The organism is candidate division KSB1 bacterium (assembly GCA_022562085.1).
In the GTDB taxonomy this organism is placed as follows: Bacteria; Zhuqueibacterota; Zhuqueibacteria; order Oceanimicrobiales; family Oceanimicrobiaceae; genus Oceanimicrobium.
Map to the genome: position 1 here is coordinate 1 of JADFPY010000070.1, position 16,076 is coordinate 16,076.

The following is a 16,076-nucleotide window of genomic DNA, read 5'->3' on the forward strand; positions in this document are numbered from 1 at the left end:
AAAAGTGCCCTGCGATGCTGAAGCATCGCACTCCAATAAACACAAGTCATTGTTTATTAGTACAAACATGTTGAATTTTGGAGTGCAAAAGTTTAGTTTTGCCACTTTTCGGTCAATCACTAGTTAATCATTTTTCGCCAGCCGTTCCAGAATTCCTGTTAGTAATTTATAAAAATCTCCCACAGATTCAATTCGAATCCGCTCATCGGGGGAGTGAGGGAATTCGATTTGCGGACCTAAAGAAACCATATCCATGCCCGGATATTTTTCGCCGATAATTCCGCATTCAAGACCGGCGTGTACGGCTTTGATTTCAGGCTCCTTTTCTAAAACATTTTTATGAACTTCTTTTGAGATTTTCAAAACGTGAGAATCTAAATCCGGTTTCCAGCCTGGGTAACCCTCAACTTCTTCAACTTTGGCGCCGCTGATCAAACCAATACTCGCGACACGTTCCTGAATACCTCCAATCGCCGAATCAACCGAACTGCGATTGCTGATATGGATGAGCATTTCACCATTGTCAATGCTTACCGTAGCCAAATTTGAACTGGTTTCTACAAGATCCGGGATATCGTAACTCATGGAGATAACACCGTGAGGCAAGGCGTTTAGCAAATTGAGAACCTTTTCTGTGGTTGGTTCATCGAAAACTTTATGCGGTGAGCTTTCATTGCTAATCGCAAGATTCATGTCAGGCTCTGCCGGCTTGAATTCTGCTTGAATGACTTTAATCCGATCATTAAGCGATTTGATGAACGCGTCTTTTTCTCCGGAAGAAACGATGACTGTAGCGAATGCTTCCCTCGGGATGGCGTTGTGCATATTACCGCCGGCCAAACCGGCGAGATGAAATTTCGAATTTGTATAAACAGCATTTAATGCGCGGGCAAGAAGTTTAACCGCATTGCCCCTTTGTAAATGGATGTCTACGCCTGAATGCCCGCCGCGTAACCCCTGCAATTTGAGGCCCAAAGCTTGTGAATCCGCGGGAGTAGAGGTGTAGTTTAAAGGAAGCACCAAGTTCAAGCCTGCGCCCCCCGCGCAGCCTACATACAAAGAGCCCTCTTCTTCTGTGTCCATATTTATTAACTGTTTACCCTCCAACATATCGCTGCCGAGATTACTGGCGCCGGTCAACCCGGTCTCTTCGTCTACGGTGAACAGGAACTCCATGGGACCGTGTTTGATTGAATTGCTTTCCATTACCGCCAGCGCTGCCGCGACTCCGATTCCATTATCTGAACCTAAAGTTGTGCCAGTGGCATAAAGATAGTCTTTCTCCTGCCGTGGTTTGATGGGGTCTTTTGTAAAATCGTGCTCTACGTCGGCATTTTTTTCGTTCACCATATCAAGATGAGACTGGAGAATGGTAATGGGTTTGGATTCGTTTCCAGAAGTACCGGATTTATTTACGACTATGTTGCCCTCGGCGTCTTGTTTGCTTTTCAAACCGTGTTTATTAGCAATTTCCAAAATATAATCCGCCATGGCTTTTTCATTTTTGGAGCCGCGGGGGATGGTAAGAATTTTATCAAAATGTCGCCATAACTCTTTGGGTTCCAAATCAGATACGAAGGTCATGTTTTCCTCCACTTTCGGTTAGTTCAATGAAACTAATATAAACAGGATGCAAGGATTTTGCAAGTAAATTGAAGTAAATTATAGAGGCGAGCTATTGAAAATTCTACTTGCTAATGTAAAGCTTCTTGTTTAAATTCCGCCTGGTTTAAACGTCTCTTACATCTTTTTTGAGATGACATCCATTTTTTTTTAGAAGGAGATACAAATGCACCTAAATTTTTTCCGGGTTATTCCGCCGGTGGCTATTTTAATCTTATTTGCTATTGGTTGTAATAATGATGAACAAAAAAAACTGGAAAACGAACAAAAAACTGAGAAGGAACAAGCTTCTATCAAATCAGAACCCTTACCGCCTAACACGCCGCCTCAAGACCGGGAAGGATACTACAACGGGCCTCCCGAAATGAGCATCGATGATTCGAAACAATACATTGCCACCATTCATACCGACAAAGGTCAGATCGTGATGGAATTAGACGCCCTTTATGCGCCCCAGCATGTAAATAATTTTGTTTTTCTCGCAAAGGAAGGATTTTTTGATGGCCTAACCTTTCACCGGTATGACCCGGGGTTTGTGATTCAGGGCGGTGATCCTTTGGGTGTCGGAACCGGTGGACCCGGTTACCGCATTCCCGCGGAAATCGGACTCCTGCATGAGAAAGGCGCTGTGGCAATGGCCCGGCAAGGCGATGCAATGAATCCGGAGAAAAAGTCAAGCGGCAGCCAATTCTATATTACTTTAAAAGCCACGCCTTTTCTCGATGGCGGTTATTCAGTGTTTGGAAAAGTGGTTGCAGGTATGGATGTCGTTCAACAAATCCGCCGTGGGGATGTCATGACTAAAGTTGTTGTCGAAGAGAAATAGATGCAAATTGGAATTGTCGGTTTAGACCAGGCCGGAAAGACCACTTTATTCAGCGCCCTCACCCAATCACCCAAAGGACCCGCTCCGCCTGCCTCAGGCAAAAGGAATACAAACCTGAGCATTGTTAAAGTCCCGGATCCGCGGCTGGATCGGCTGCATGAGCTTTATCCTACGGCCAAAAAAGTTCAGGCCGACATCGAATATTTGGATGTTGGCGGCCTTGCAAAAGGAGCGACCCAGCGCAAGGGATTTCAAGAGCAGTTTCTGGCCAATTTGCGCAACGTCGATGCCTTATTGTGTGTTTTGCGAATTTTTGAAAATGATGCAGTTCCCCATTCCGAGGGTAGTCTTGACGCAAGGAGAGACTGGCGGATTATTGAAGATGAATTTTTGTTTTCTGACCTGAGCATTCTGGATAACCGCATCCAGAGACTCAGCAAAGAAATTAAAAAAATAAAAGATAAAGATAAGCAGCAGGAGCTGGATCTTTTAAACAAGTGCCTTTCTACACTGGAGGAGGAAAAACCGCTGCGTGAACTGGTTTTAACCGAGAGTGAAGCGAAGGCGCTTCGCGGCTACCAGTTTTTAACCGCCAAACCGATTTTGTTGGTCTTGAATATCAGTGAGGATGATTTAAACAGGGAAACGGAGATCTTAAAAGAATATTCAGATATGGCTGTTGGTGAAAACAAAGGTTTGGTCGCGCTCTCAGCGCATTTGGAAATGGAAATCACCCAGCTTCCGGAAGAAGACAAAGCGAGTTTTCAAGAAGAATTGGGAATTAAAGAACCGGCCTTGAACAAGATGATCAGCAATTCCTATGAGCTTTTAGGGCTGATTCCATTTTTGACCGCCGGTGAGAAAGAAGTGCGCGCCTGGACGATCCGAAAAAATACCCGGGCGCAAGATGCCGCCGGAGAAATCCATTCCGATCTTCAACGCGGCTTCATTCGGGCAGAGGTCGTCGATTTTGATACTTTAAGCGAGCTCGGTTCTTTGGTGAAATGCAAAGAGAAAGGGGTGCTGAGATTGGAAGGCAAGGATTATATTGTACAGGATGGCGACGTGATTACGTTTCGGTTTAATGTGTAATGGAGGGGGTTTAATTTGCGATTAAAAATAATTATCGGGATGGTAGTCAGTTTTGTCTTTCTGTATTTTACATTTCGGCAGGTCGATTTCCAGGAGATGCTGAATGCGATTAAAGCGGCAAACTATCTTTGGCTCATCCCGGCTTTTGCGACCATGATTTTCAGTCATTGGCTGCGAGCCGTTCGATGGCGGTATCTTCTTGAACCGATCAAACTCATCAAGATAAATCCAGTCTTCTCTGCCTTGATGATAGGTTACGCCGCCAACAATATTTTCCCCTTGCGTATGGGTGAATTTCTAAGAGCCTTTGCTATCGGGAAGTCTCAGAAAATCTCCAAAAGTTCAGCGTTTGCAACTGTTTTCGTGGAACGGTTTATTTTAGATTTTGTGCCGTTGCTGCTGGTCCTCGTTTTAACATTTTCACTGTTCGCTTCTATCCTGGGTGACGAGATCAAATATGGCGGTTATCTCATTTCGGTAATTACCTGTTTTGTAATTGCCCTGGTGATTGTCTTGATTAAATGGACAGACGCCACCGTTGAAAAACTGAGACAGATTCTGCCGGCTAAACTGTTCAAATTCGTTGAGCATTTTCTACCTTCGTTTACCAAAGGGTGTCTTGTCTTTAAAAAGGCTGAGCATTACTTAGCGATAACAGTTTTGAGTGTCCTGGTTTGGGCCCTTTATATTTTATCGATTTATTTTTCCTTTTTCATTTTTGATTTTCCTGCCAAGTATGGCCTTGATATCTCTGCAAGTCTATTGGTTTTGGTTTTTGCGTCATTTGGGATCATGATTCCGGCCTCCCCGGGCTATGTCGGTACTTTCCATTATTTTTGCGCACTGAGCTTGAACGCATTAGGCGCCGGCATTCCCGATGGCGAAGTCAAGAGTTTCGCGTTAGTCAGTCATTTAATGAATATTCTGCCAATCAGCATCATCGGCTTATTTTATTTCTGGAGAGAAAACCTGCATTTCTCCGACGCAGTTGCCGAGAAAGATTTGGTTGAACATGCGCAAAAAGAAGAAGTTTGATTTTAAAACTTGGGCTGTTCCCCAAAAAGCCAGAAATGCCGTTGCGAATCCCCCTTTTCTTGCGGGATGAAACAATCTCATGCTGATGACGAGAAAGATTGCTTCGCAAAAAAACGCTCGCAAAGACGTCCTTTTTTGCACTCTTTTTGTACATGCCCCACGATAGAATTATGTCCGTATTAATGATATTCATCGATGGCATTGGCATCGGTGAATTTGATAAAGACAAGAATCCTTTCGCCCGTCTCCTTTCTCCATTTTTCCCAGAATTTATCGGCCACTCAAATGGTCCGGTAGCCTTTGACGGTCAAGTGGTTCCTACCGATCCGTCAATGGGTGTGAAAGGTCTGCCCCAAAGTGCCACTGGGCAGACCGCACTGTTGACCGGCTTCAATTCTGCACAGGCGCTCGACCGTCATTGGCCCGGATTCCCGACAGTCACACTTAGAAAAATACTCGCTGAAGAAAGCATCTTTCTTAAACTGGAGAAATCAGGCAAAAAGGCAACTTTTGCCAATGCCTTCTCACCACAATATTTTAAAAGACCGGAGCGCAGCATTTCAGCCACCACCTGGTCAGTGAGGGCGTCGAACTTCCCGTTTCTCATGATCGAACCGGAGCTGCTGAATGGGGAAGCGATTTCTCATGATCTAACCAACACTTTTCTATCTAAGATGGGGTTCGAGGTGCCGATCCGAACGCCCGAGACGTCAGCAGAAATTCTGGTACGGATTGCGACGTCAGTTGACTTTTGCCTGTTCGAATATTTTCTCACCGACCTTGTCGGTCATTCCCAGGAAATGGACTGGGCGGAAGTGGAGCTGGACAAACTCAATCGTTTTTTACAGACGGTTTTGTCTCAAATCGACCTGAATGAAAATCTAGTTTTGCTGACAAGTGACCATGGAAACTTTGAGGATTTAAGCGTTTCGACTCACACTATAAATTTTGTCCCGACTGTACTCTGGGGGAAAAACCAAAAGAGTCTTGCTGATCAGATCAGTCGGATCGAAGATGTGCCGAAAGCAATTTTGGGTTATTTGAAATAATCTGTCCAAAGCTTTTTAATAACTTAAATCTGAAACTGAGGAATACAAGCGTACTTTCCTTTCCTCAAGGCAAACTTCAAAATTTTTCTTGACTAAGCGGTTTTTTTTATTAAATTGAATTAAAATAAAGTTAATTTCCGGCTTTGAATCATGCACGCCGTTGGCAAAAACGATATTCGGCCCGCCGCAGTCGCTGACCTTTTTTATCCGGGTAATCCCGTCGAATTAGATTACGAACTCGAGAAATTAATTGATGATGCCAAATCCATTGATCTGGATGGAGAAATTGAAGCGCTGGTTTGTCCGCATGCAGGTTACCAGTATTCCGGCCCTGTCGCCGCAGCAGCATACAAGAATTTGAAGAACCACAAGTATTCGGTCATCGCGATTATCTCACCTAGTCATCGAGAGACGTTCACGGGAGTTTCGGTTTTCAATGGCGGAGCGTATGAAACACCCCTTGGTTTGGTGCCCGTTGCATCCGAATATGCAGATGCCTTGATTGAGCAGGATGAAGTAATCGTCTCTTCCTGGGCCGGTCACTGCGATGAACACGCTCTGGAGGTCCAGCTGCCGTTTTTGCAAAAGGTTTTGGAAGAAACCCCCATTATTCCTATTGTTCTCGGCCAACAGGACTCGGGGACATGTAAGTTGTTGGGAGAGGCTTTAGGAAATGTTTTGAAAGAGTCGGCTTCACTCATTGTAGCAAGCTCTGACCTTTCTCACTATCATCCATATGATGAAGCGGTTAAGATCGACCAGGCCACAATTCAACTGATCGAATCCTTTGACGAAGCAAACTTCGGTAGCGCCCTTGAAGACCAGACAAGTGAGGCCTGCGGAGGCGGGGCCATTATAGCTGCGATGGTTGCCAGTAAAATTGAAGGTGCAGATACAGTCAAATCCCTCCTGTATAAAAACTCAGGAGATACATCAGGGGATCGCTCGGCTGTCGTCGGTTATTTGTCGGCGGCTTTTTATAAGGTGAATTAGTGTATTTGTAGTACTCATCTCTAAACTGTTGCAATTTTTTTTCAAGAAAATGGTTAATGACGCGAAGCGAATGACAACACCCGTCATTCAGTCATTAGGTCATTTGCATTCGACGTCATTTTAGACAGAAGAAAAAGTCACCCCTGTCAATGGCAGCGAAGCGTTAATGACTGCTGATAATAGCACAATGGTGGACCTTGACAAAGCAGGTCATTTTAAACATTTGCGGCTTCGCCGTGCTAGTAATAAAACAAAGTTACCCCTGGGAGGTGGTCAGCTTTGTTTATGAAACGAAGCAATGTTCTTTCCAAGAAAGAACAAAAAACACTCTTAGAATTAGCAAGAAAATCAATTGCTGCAAAATTTAGCGGTAGCGAACTTCCCAAATTTCAAAGTCCATTTCATCGCTTAGAAGAAATCCGCGGTGTGTTTGTTACCTTAAAAAAAGATGACAAGCTGCGTGGTTGCATTGGGTTTGTTATGGGTGTAAAGCCTCTTTACCAAACTGTGCGGGAGGTCGCTGAAGCTTCCGCTTTTCAAGACCCGCGATTTTCTCCACTTAAGGAAGATGAGTTGAAAGATACGGTGATTGAAATATCAGTTGTGACAGCCCTGCGAAAGATTTCCTCGATAAACATGATAAAGGTGAAACGAGATGGACTTATAGTTAGGCGCGGTGATTCGCAAGGGCTTTTACTTCCACAGGTGGCTAAGAAAAACAATTGGAAACGGCAAGCATTCCTTGAACATGTCTGTCTGAAAGCCGGCTTAAAAAAGGATGCTTGGAAAAGCCCGGAGACCGAAATTATGACATTCAATGCCCAGGTTTTTGAGGAGTCACACCGCGGTTAAAGTTATTGGATACTCAACTCGGTTTTCAGTAGCAAACACTGGCCAAACCATTAAATTGCAGATTTACCCTACTTTCAAAAAACGCACCCGAAAAGAGCTCGAGGCTCTCGAATTAAAAGCTCTGGCGTCTTATGCGATGTCGAGTCGAGGTGCCCACTCAACGCGCCAATTCGACGAACAGGAGCACGAATACCGAACAGCATTCCAGCGTGACCGGGATCGCATTATTCATTCGCGGGCATTCAGGAGACTGAAACACAAACGCCAGGTTTTTTTAACCACCGGCAGCGATCATTACCGCACCAGAATAACCCATACCTTAGAAGTCTCTCAACTTTCACGAACCATAGCTCGAGTTTTGGGCTTGAACGAGGATCTGGTTGAAGCAATTGCTTTGGGTCACGACCTCGGTCATACACCATTTGGGCATCTGGGCGAGCTTGTCCTTGACGAAATTATGAGCGGTAGAAGAGGTTTCGAGAGCCATAACCCAGAGCAAACCTTTGGCGGTTTTAAGCATAACTACCAGAGTCTTCGGGTTGTAGATTTTTTAGAAAAGAAGTACAGTTTTGACGGACTTAACCTGTCAGCACCTGTTCGTGAAGGCATTCTTAAACACACGCGCTTGAAAAAAGGACAGTTTGATTTCCCGGATTTTTGCTACGAGGGTCTTCGTTTCGAGCTGGATACCGCAACAACCCTCGAGGGTCAGGTGGTTGCGATTTGTGATGAAATCGCCCAAAGAACGCATGATCTGGAAGACGGCATTCGTGCAGGCTTAGTAGAACTAAAGAAAGTTAGGAAGCTCCAAATTGTTCAACGAGTTGAAGAAAACCTTGGAATCACCTCACTGGCAACTGAAGACCAAAGGTTGTACCAGGGATTATTGATTAAAGGACTGATCAATTTTCTGGTTGACGACGTCATTGAATTCACTTTGGAAAATATTTCCAAATACTGTCAAAAAAAAGGAAGACTTTCTAATTTTGATGAAGAGCTTTTTCGTTTCAGCCCCAAAATGGATCCGTTACAAAAGAAATTGAATAAGTTTATTTATAATGAAATAATTGATTTCTCACGGGTTCAGTGGTCAGATGAGCTGGGGAAAAAACTTCTTTACCGGTTGTTTGAATCGTATTATAACGACCCTTCTCTACTTCCTGATTACGTCCACGAAAGATATTTTCAACAAAAAGGTGATCAAATTGAAAAATTACCAGCGGAGGTTCTGCAAAAAGATAGTTACTATTTTAGAATCATTTGCGATTATATCGCCGGCATGACCGACCAGTATGCAATTCGTGAGGCAAAGCGTCTGGGACGGTCAAAGAAGTTTCAAATCAGCGATTTGAATTTGGAGTTGGCGCTGGGTGAGCATGAGAAAATAGGCCGGGCAACGTAAAATTGAATCTTCAAATTCAAAACCTTTCCTTTCAATTTAGTTCCTTTGGGAGTTCTTCAAATTCCGTTTTAAATGACGTTAATTTAAGCATTGAGGAAGGTGAACTCCTTGCTCTGGTTGGTCCCTCCGGTTCAGGTAAAACAACATTAATGCAGCATTTGACGGGTTTATTAAAACCGAAGACGGGTCAGATCCTGGTGGATGACCAAGACATTTGGGCGAAGGGGTTTAGTTTAACAGAACTGCGAAAAAAAATCGGCTTGGTATTTCAATTTCCGGAAACGCAGCTATTTGAAGATTCGGTTTGCAAAGATGTTGCTTTTGGACCCCGGAATTTGGCATTGCCCGAAAATGAGATTGTTGACCGAGTAAGGGAAGCAATTGAAAATGTCGGGCTAGACTTTAACAAATACAAAAATCGAATCCCATTTCAGTTAAGCGAAGGTGAAAAACGCAGAGTCGCTATCGCCGGTGTTTTAGCTCTGCAGCCAGAATTCCTGGTTTTAGACGAACCGACTGCTGGTCTTGATCATTCGGGAGTACAAGCGGTCGAGGACATTTTGAACCGCTTTCACTCCAGAGGGAAAACCATCTTGTTGATTTCACATAATCTTGATCTGGTTGCATCGTTGGTGGACCGCATTGTTGTTATCTGCGGAGGCGAAATTCGCTTTGACGGCCATAAAACAGAGCTTTTTCAAAACCCGAAATTGTTGCAATCGGTAGGATTGTCGATTCCAAGAACTCTAGCGCTGGTTAATACTTTAAAGCAAAAGGGTTGGGTTAAGTCTTCCGAGCTCTATTCAGTTGATGATATTAAACGTGAGCTTGGCCAGAAAATCTTGGGAAAGGACCGGGTTGACAAGAGATCACTCCCCGCGGATTGAGGAATCCCACTGTTTTTTAAATAATATAGAAAATTTCAATGAGCAATTTTTTGTGTCTTATTTATCTGCGACTTTTTTTCAATCCGTGTGGCAAAAAGACAAGCGGATGGTTTAGAGCAGAAGCCAAATGTGATTCAAAATTTGCCACTGTACGAAAAACAGCCAATTTTAACCCACTCGATAAACTCTTTGTCTTTTCTTCTTTTCATTATATAAATTTGTATTTTTTTTTCTATAAAGACGTTGCAGAATTGTCAATATTTACTAATAGTTAGTTAAATTCTTCCCATAGTCATGTATACTTGCCAAAATCGACTAATTTTGCCATAGTTTCCTCAATTGAAAGGTGGCATAATGTTTGCAAATTGTGGGAAAGTTATAATTCAAATATTTCACTTTTTAATTTGAAATCTTATTTCTTCAGGCTCAAAAATTAAAAATGTGTTCGGGTCAAAATCGTACCCTCTAAATATTGACCGAAACATTGATGTCACAGGAAATACATAACCCATTACCAATACGAATTACTTAATTCAAAATTTCAAGATGTCAGTGTCAGTTGTCGATAACTACCGTGATAAGGTGTGTAACTTGGAAAAATTAGAGGATTTGACACGGCAGTTTATGTCGAAACCAAAAGACGAAGAACAACCTTTGAATGGGGGTTGGGATAAGAATTTCGGATTTGATTTTCATTACCCGTTGGTTAGTAGAAGCCCTGAAATTAAAGAAATTTTCAAAATAATTAAAAAGGTTTCGAAGAGCAACGCCTCTATTTTGATTCAGGGGGAAACGGGTACCGGAAAAGAATTAATCGCCAGCCTTATTCAGTTCATCAGCGATCGCTCAGACAAGCAGTTTGTTAAAGTAAATTGTGCGGCCCTTCCCGAGAATTTGCTGGAAAGCGAGTTGTTCGGTCATGAAAAAGGTGCGTTTACCGGCGCCTTTCAGACCCATGTGGGTAAGTTTGAACAGGCAGACGGCGGCACACTTTTTCTGGATGAAATTGGCGACATGCACCTGACAACCCAGGCCAAGATTTTGCGCGTTTTGCAGGATCAGGAGTTTAACCGGGTCGGTGGCAATCGAAACATAAAAGTAGATGTTCGCATCATCGCGGCCACGAATAAAGATCTTCTTGACTTAATCGAGGAAGCTTCGTTTAGGGCGGATCTATATTACCGTCTGAATGTGGTTACCCTGAACATTCCGCCGCTTCGCGAACGTAAAGAAGATATTTTGATTATCGCTGAATATTTCTTAAGAAAATTTTCGCAGGAAATACGGAAAGACTTAAAAGGCTTCAATAAAGAAACCGAGGCGCTCATTCAAAATCATTCCTGGCCGGGCAACATCCGTGAATTAAAGAATCTGATCGAACGCTCCGTGCTGGTCTGTGAAGAAGGCAAAATGATATCACCAGAGGATCTCGCAATGCCGGGTGAGGATTATTTTGCCGCCGGCGGAAGAGACCGCCGCAAGCCCCGTGACGGTGGCCTCATCTGTTTCAACACCCTCAATCTCGAAACCATCGAGAAAGAAACCATCCTTTATGCACTTCAGGATAGCAAATGGATTCAGAAGGACGCAGCGAATCAACTCGGCATTTCACCAAGAGCCCTCAATTATAAAATCAATCAGTACGATATAACTCACTCCTCCTGGAAGAAGAATACTTAGCAGCTTCAGCTTTCAACAACCCCTCTTCCCTCACGTCATTCTGTTTTTTTCAGGAAAGCCGGATGTGCGAAGAATTTTCCTCTTTATGACACCATTCTTGAGATTTTTCACGCTGGTGGCTTTTTTAAACCTTCCCAACAAAGAACGCGCCGCGCTCAGAACGGCGGGATGGAGGAGCGGTTTAGAGCTGCCTGCTGAAAGCTAACCCTTTTCTTACCAATCCGAATTACAGGCCTGTAATTAATGTAACATTTTTTAAATAAAGTCATTAATAATATTTCAAGCAAGCACCTAATTAACAAGACCTTAAGACATCTTAAGATTCTGTGGCATATCCTTTGCCGTTGTACAGATTCCAAGTTCGCACCGCAACCAAGGAGATTTAAAGATGCTATGCCTAAAGAAGGAGTCTGCTGCTTGTTTACTCATTATAACTTCTTTGTTTTTTTCGACCACGCTGGCATTTGCTGAAACCGCAACAGTTAGCTGGGATGCAAATACCGAAAGTGATTTAAGTGGATACAAAATCTACTACGGCACAAGTTCCGGAAGTTATGACGATGTAGTTGATGTCGGTAATACGACCTCATTTTCCATCAATAATTTGGTGGACGGAACGACCTATTTTTTCGTGGTGACTGCTTTTGATTTTTCCGGTAACGAAAGCGGCTTTTCTAATGAAGTGAGTTTTACGCCAACACCAGGCACACCCCCGCAAATAACGGGGGTGAGTGTTGGGGACGATACCAAACTGGACGTCTTATTCTCCAAACCTCTTGACAAAGCTTCAGCGGAAAACCCGGCGAATTATTCAATCGATGGCGGAGTTCAGGTTTTGACGGCAGCTTTAGATGCTGATTTGATAACCGTACACTTGACGACCTCCCAACATACAAAGGGTCAGGATTATGTAATAAGCGTCAGTAATGTGAAAGATGTCGACGGCAATCCAATCGCTTCGGGAAGCACTCAAAATTACAATGTTCCGGCCGACTCCAATGTTGACACAACCGCCCCCCAATTGGTTTCTGTTAATTATAGGGGAGCGACTCAGATTGATCTCAATTTTAGTGAGCCGTTGGACAAGGCATCCGCCGAAAATGTAAACAATTATTCAATCAGTCCCAACATTCAGGTCATAGTAGCAGCCCTCGATCAAAATTTAACCAAGGTGCATTTGGTGACTTCGGAGCATCAGGACGGTGTTGATTATACCCTTTCTGTCAATAACATTTATGATCGAGCTGGCAATCCAAATAAGATCGTCTCGAATAACACCGCCACTTACTCTTCTAAAAGATCTGCAACCACACAACAGACATTCTCGTTGCATCAAAACTACCCGAACCCGTTTAACCCGGAAACTGAGATTAGCTTCTTTCTGGAGAAACAGCGGGAAGTTGAGGTAAAAGTGTACAATCCTCTCGGCCAGTTAGTCAAAACCCTTGTCAGCGATGAAATGCCACAAGGCGATCACAAAGTGGTTTGGGATGGAACCAATAACGACAATATCCAGGTGCCAAGTGGGGTTTATATTTACAGTCTCGAGGTCAAACGCGACGTTGTGAAGGGAGATTTACTGGTGAACGTTTCTCTGGAACGCCGTGTCAAAAAGATGACTCTTTTACGATAATTTTTTCTTCCTCCCTCGTAGAAAGGCCGGGAAACAGCGATTGTTTTCTGGCCTTATTTTATTTTAATTTGTTTATTTGTTTTAATTGTGAAATATGTATTGACTGGCAGGCTTTTTTTTTGTACTTTAACGTAGATAAAGGATTATATGTATTAAACTTGGCTTAATAAATGTACGGGAAGTTTAAGCTTTTATTTTGCGTGCTTTTTTTGTCGATAATTTCAAGTACGGTTTTTTCTCAAAATAAAAAACGTGCAGTGACCGACTCCTCACGATTTGACTTGCTCTACGAACAAGGATCGTCACGGTTTAATGCAAGGCCATCGCCATCTCTTCAGGATTATTTTAGCAAAAGTACACCTTCAGGATCTTCCCAATCTTTTCAAGACGCCCCAAAAAGAAATGAGTTAAGTCTATTTGGCATCGATCTTTTTAATAAAAGTGATTCCGAATCGGGGCCAGAGCAAAAAGAAGTGCTTGTTTTACCTCCTGAATATACATTGGGACCCGGCGATAGAATTGGGATCTTTTTATTAGGAAATGTGCAGGAAAATCTTGATGTTACGATTAATGTAGAAGGCAAGATTTTCGTTCCTCCTGCCGGGGTGATTTTTGTTTGGGGTTTAAATATTGATGAATTCAAGCAACTTCTTTCGAAGAAACTTTCCAGGTATTACGATAATTTTAATCTTGATATCATGTTGTTGCGGCCCAAAAACGTGATGGTAGCTGTGGTGGGTGAAGTTTTTCGACCCGGCAAATATGTTTTGAGCGCTATGAATACGGTGCTCGATGCAGTGATATTAGCAGGGGGGCCAACTGGAAAAGGTTCCCTACGAGACATTCAACTTATTCGCGATGGCGAGACTTCTTTGTCAGTGGATTTATATCAATTTTTGATGAGCGGCAATAATGATTTTGACGAATTCCTGGAAGCGGGTGACCGGATCAATGTCCCCTTGGCTCGGAACATCGTTACGATCGAGGGAGAGGTTAACCGGGAATCGGTTTTTGAATTGAAGCCGGGTTTGAATGAAAAACTTACGGATTTAATTGACCTGGCAGGCGGCTTTACCGAGTATGCTTTTGAAGATAAAATCGAAATTAGCCGGCTCGAAGAAGATGGCAGCCGGAAACTTCAGTATGTAAGTTATCGCGAAATTATTGCGGGAGACAGCACGCAAAATCTTTTGCTCGAAAATGAGGACGAGATTAAAGTTTATTCCAAGCTTGACCAGATTCACGAACGCAAGGTCTCCATATTTGGTGAAATTAGAAATCCGGGTGAATATGACCTGGAAAATAATATGCATTTAAGCGATCTCATTCTGAAGGCCGGAAGTTTAACACGCAAAGCATACACCATAGAAGCCGAAGTCGCCAAAATCGACCCGGGGCAACCCACCAAATTTTTAAAAATAAATTTACAGAATTTAACGAATGGTACGAATGGCCATTCAGACGTCCTTTTGGAAGAAGACGACCAGGTTTTTATCAGGCAAATACCCCAATGGGAGGTAGGTCTGACGGTAGACGTCCGGGGAGAAGTTATGTTCCCCGGCAAATACTCAATCGTCAAGGATAGTACGTATCTAAGCGAAATTCTTGACAAGGCCGGCGGGTTTACGGATGTTGCATTTTTACAAGAGGCGGTACTTATTCGACCTAAAAACCGGCTGAAATTTGATAAGGAATTTGAACGGTTGACCGAGATGCGGCGGGAAGAGATGAGCGATCTTGAGTATCAGTATTTCGTGATGAGGCAGAATACTTCAGATATAAACGAGATCGTTATTGATTTTGAAAAGTTATTCGCTAACCGAGACAAAGATCAGGACGTTATCCTGGAAAACGGTGATTTAATCGTTATACCGAAAGCGCCGCGGGTCGTTACCATTACCGGAAGAGTCGCCAAGCCTGGCGGTGTGACTTTCAATCCCTCGGCAAAACTGGAATACTATCTGGCTAAATCGGGAGGGGCTTCCTGGGATGCGGATGTGCGCAAGACAAAAGTAATTAAGGTTTCCGGCGAGGTTCTGGATGACGAGGATGTTAAGTCTTTCCAGCCGGGCGACATCATTTGGGTACCCAGAAAATCCGACAAGAATTTCTGGCCGGTCTTTTTACAAGTTGTCTCCGTTACCGCACAACTGGCTTCAATTTATCTTATCATAGATACCGCGATTAACCGATGAGCGAAACTCCTTCAAATAAAAATAGCTTTTCGGAAGAGATAAACTTATTGGATTATCTTGATGTAATCTTTAAACGCCGAAGAATGATCATCCGCAACTCGCTGCTTGCGGGACTGATGATGCTGGTGCTGAGTTTTTTGCTGCCAAAAACCTATACCGCAACCACAACTCTCTTGCCGCCCGGCGAGGGAGAGCAGAATGGTTTGCGAAGTTTGCTGCTAAACTCTCCGGTTTCCATGTTTAATGTTCCCGGGATTCCGGCGTCTTCCTCTGATATCTTTGTTGAGATCTTGAAGAGCCGAACCGTTGCAGAAGCCGTCTTATCAAAAAAATATAAATCGCAAGAAACGGAGCAAAATTTATACGAAATCTGGGACATTGAAAATCAAACAGATGCGCTTAATGAACTGCATGAGAAATCCACTATTTTCGCCAACGAGCAGGGCATGATTAACATCTCAGTTGAAGTCCACGATGCCGAACTTTCTGCTCAGGTAGCAAACGCTTTTGTCGAAGCATTAGACGAAGTAAACCGCGAAAAAAGTTTTTCCCGTGCAAAAAATTCCCGTATTTACATTGAAGAACAGCTTAAACAAACAGCGGTGCGCTTAAAAAAGGCCACGACCGCCCTGGCCGATTTTCAGTCTGAATTTAAAGCAGTAGATTTGCAAGCTCAGACGAGAGTCTCCATTGAAAAAGCCGGCGAAATTAAAGGCACGATTATGGCCAGGGAAGTCGAACTGAAAGTTGCCTTGCAAACTTTAAAACGGAGACTTTAATTTCGCCGGCTTTTTCAATGGAGACTTTCG

The 16,076-nt window shown here is 43.4% G+C and carries 13 protein-coding genes; 12 read left to right on the forward strand and 1 reads right to left on the reverse strand.

The annotated features are described in order from the left end of the window. Positions 1-123: 123 nt before the first annotated feature. On the reverse strand, positions 124-1,584 hold the full coding sequence (locus IH879_08435; protein MCH7674965.1) for an aminoacyl-histidine dipeptidase: 1,461 nt from the start codon (positions 1,582-1,584) through the stop codon (positions 124-126). 403 nt (positions 1,585-1,987) lie between these two features. Here IH879_08435 and IH879_08440 point away from each other — a divergent pair, with 403 nt between their 5' ends. From IH879_08440 to IH879_08495, 12 genes are all read left to right on the forward strand, one after another. Beyond that, positions 1,988-2,449 carry a peptidylprolyl isomerase gene (locus IH879_08440; GenBank protein MCH7674966.1) on the forward strand — a complete coding sequence of 154 codons (462 nt, stop codon included), beginning with the start codon at positions 1,988-1,990 and terminating at the stop codon, positions 2,447-2,449. Further along, a complete protein-coding gene (gene ychF / locus IH879_08445; GenBank protein ID MCH7674967.1) occupies positions 2,450-3,541 on the forward strand; it encodes a redox-regulated ATPase YchF in 1,092 nt (363 codons plus the stop codon). A 15-nt stretch (positions 3,542-3,556) separates the two neighbouring features. Beyond that, positions 3,557-4,576, forward strand: a complete 1,020-nt coding sequence (locus IH879_08450) for a flippase-like domain-containing protein (GenBank protein MCH7674968.1) — start codon at positions 3,557-3,559, stop codon at positions 4,574-4,576. Positions 4,577-4,746: 170 nt separating this feature from the next. Next, positions 4,747-5,625 carry a metalloenzyme gene (locus tag IH879_08455; protein MCH7674969.1) on the forward strand — a complete coding sequence of 293 codons (879 nt, stop codon included), beginning with the start codon at positions 4,747-4,749 and terminating at the stop codon, positions 5,623-5,625. A gap of 150 nt (positions 5,626-5,775) precedes the next feature. Next, the gene (gene amrB / locus IH879_08460) at positions 5,776-6,618 is read left to right on the forward strand and encodes an AmmeMemoRadiSam system protein B (protein ID MCH7674970.1); all 843 of its coding nucleotides are present in this window, start codon (positions 5,776-5,778) and stop codon (positions 6,616-6,618) included. A gap of 285 nt (positions 6,619-6,903) precedes the next feature. Beyond that, positions 6,904-7,470, forward strand: coding sequence for an AmmeMemoRadiSam system protein A (amrA, locus tag IH879_08465; protein ID MCH7674971.1), 567 nt, complete (start codon positions 6,904-6,906; stop codon positions 7,468-7,470). A gap of 55 nt (positions 7,471-7,525) precedes the next feature. After that, positions 7,526-8,872 (forward strand): dNTP triphosphohydrolase, encoded by a 1,347-nt coding sequence (gene dgt, locus IH879_08470; GenBank protein MCH7674972.1) that lies wholly within the window; start codon positions 7,526-7,528, stop codon positions 8,870-8,872. 2 nt (positions 8,873-8,874) lie between these two features. Continuing rightward, positions 8,875-9,759 (forward strand): energy-coupling factor transporter ATPase, encoded by an 885-nt coding sequence (locus IH879_08475; GenBank protein MCH7674973.1) that lies wholly within the window; start codon positions 8,875-8,877, stop codon positions 9,757-9,759. Between the two features lie 624 nt (positions 9,760-10,383). Next, a complete protein-coding gene (locus IH879_08480) occupies positions 10,384-11,439 on the forward strand; it encodes a sigma-54-dependent Fis family transcriptional regulator (protein ID MCH7674974.1) in 1,056 nt (351 codons plus the stop codon). Between the two features lie 388 nt (positions 11,440-11,827). Then, positions 11,828-13,072 carry a fibronectin type III domain-containing protein gene (locus tag IH879_08485; protein MCH7674975.1) on the forward strand — a complete coding sequence of 415 codons (1,245 nt, stop codon included), beginning with the start codon at positions 11,828-11,830 and terminating at the stop codon, positions 13,070-13,072. A gap of 257 nt (positions 13,073-13,329) precedes the next feature. After that, positions 13,330-15,267 carry an SLBB domain-containing protein gene (locus IH879_08490; GenBank protein MCH7674976.1) on the forward strand — a complete coding sequence of 646 codons (1,938 nt, stop codon included), beginning with the start codon at positions 13,330-13,332 and terminating at the stop codon, positions 15,265-15,267. Beyond that, positions 15,264-16,046 carry a hypothetical protein gene (locus IH879_08495; GenBank protein ID MCH7674977.1) on the forward strand — a complete coding sequence of 261 codons (783 nt, stop codon included), beginning with the start codon at positions 15,264-15,266 and terminating at the stop codon, positions 16,044-16,046. Before IH879_08490 ends, IH879_08495 begins: the two co-directional genes overlap by 4 nt. Positions 16,047-16,076 lie beyond the last annotated feature (30 nt).

Excerpts from the sequence above, each read along its gene's own strand:
- IH879_08435 (MCH7674965.1), bottom strand. The coding sequence starts at position 1,584 with ATGACCTTCGTATCTGATTTGGAACCCAAAGAGTTATGGCGACATTTT.
- IH879_08440 (MCH7674966.1), top strand. The coding sequence starts at position 1,988 with ATGAGCATCGATGATTCGAAACAATACATTGCCACCATTCATACCGAC.
- ychF (MCH7674967.1), top strand. The coding sequence starts at position 2,450 with ATGCAAATTGGAATTGTCGGTTTAGACCAGGCCGGAAAGACCACTTTA.
- IH879_08455 (MCH7674969.1), top strand. The coding sequence starts at position 4,747 with ATGTCCGTATTAATGATATTCATCGATGGCATTGGCATCGGTGAATTT.
- amrB (MCH7674970.1), top strand. The coding sequence starts at position 5,776 with ATGCACGCCGTTGGCAAAAACGATATTCGGCCCGCCGCAGTCGCTGAC.
- amrA (MCH7674971.1), top strand. The coding sequence starts at position 6,904 with ATGAAACGAAGCAATGTTCTTTCCAAGAAAGAACAAAAAACACTCTTA.
- IH879_08480 (MCH7674974.1), top strand. The coding sequence starts at position 10,384 with ATGTCGAAACCAAAAGACGAAGAACAACCTTTGAATGGGGGTTGGGAT.
- IH879_08485 (MCH7674975.1), top strand. The coding sequence starts at position 11,828 with ATGCTATGCCTAAAGAAGGAGTCTGCTGCTTGTTTACTCATTATAACT.
- IH879_08495 (MCH7674977.1), top strand. The coding sequence starts at position 15,264 with ATGAGCGAAACTCCTTCAAATAAAAATAGCTTTTCGGAAGAGATAAAC.